Genomic DNA, 776 nt, shown 5'->3' with positions numbered 1-776 from the left:
CACTTATAMTACAATAATTTTTATAGGAATATTTACTCAAATGGCTTATAATATGGCTGCTGGTATACTAAGAGCATTAGGAGATAGTAAAACTCCTCTATATTTTTTAATAATATCATCARTACTTAATATAATATTAGACTTASTGTTTATTATTAATTTTAACATGGGCGTTGGTGGAGCAGCATATGCTACTGTTATATCTCAAGGCTTATCAGCAATACTTTGTTTAATATATAGTTATAAAAAGTTTAGTGTTTTAAGATTAAGAAAAAAAGACTTTAAGGTAGAAAAAAGTTATTATAAAACACATTTAAAGATTTCTATACCTATGGCATTACAGTTTTCAGTAACTGCAATTGGAATAATTATAGTTCAAGCAGCAGTAAATGTATTTGGATCAAATGTTATAGCATCATATACTGCATCATCTAAAGTTCTTCAGTTAGTTATGCAACCATTAATATCATTTGGGGTAACTATTGCAACATATGCAGGTCAAAACTTAGGTGCTAAAAACTATGATCGTATAATATATGGTATGAAAATTATGGATAGAGTATCTATTGTTACAAGTTTAATTGCAGGTGCTGTATTAGTTTTATTTGGGAAGTACTTTGTAATGTTATTTATGGAAAGTCCAACTGCGGAAATGATTGGATATACTCAAGAAGTTCTAAATTATGCAGCAGCATTTATGATTTTCCTAGGATTTATATTTATATATAGAAATGTTTTACAAGGTATGGGAGAGTCTTTTATGCCAATGATGATAG

General features: G+C 28.1%; 1 protein-coding gene. It reads left to right on the top strand.

Going from position 1 to position 776, the window contains the following annotated elements:
• Positions 1–40 precede the first annotated feature (40 nt).
• On the top strand, positions 41–776 hold a 736-nt coding region (locus G3997_RS04900), incomplete at its 3' end, for an MATE family efflux transporter (RefSeq protein WP_296649015.1).

This window comes from Romboutsia sp. 13368 (genome assembly GCF_018336475.1).
Classification (GTDB): Bacteria; Bacillota; Clostridia; order Peptostreptococcales; family Peptostreptococcaceae; genus Romboutsia.
The sequence above is the reverse complement of the archived record's forward strand: the minus strand, read 5'-3'. Positions and strand labels throughout refer to the sequence as shown.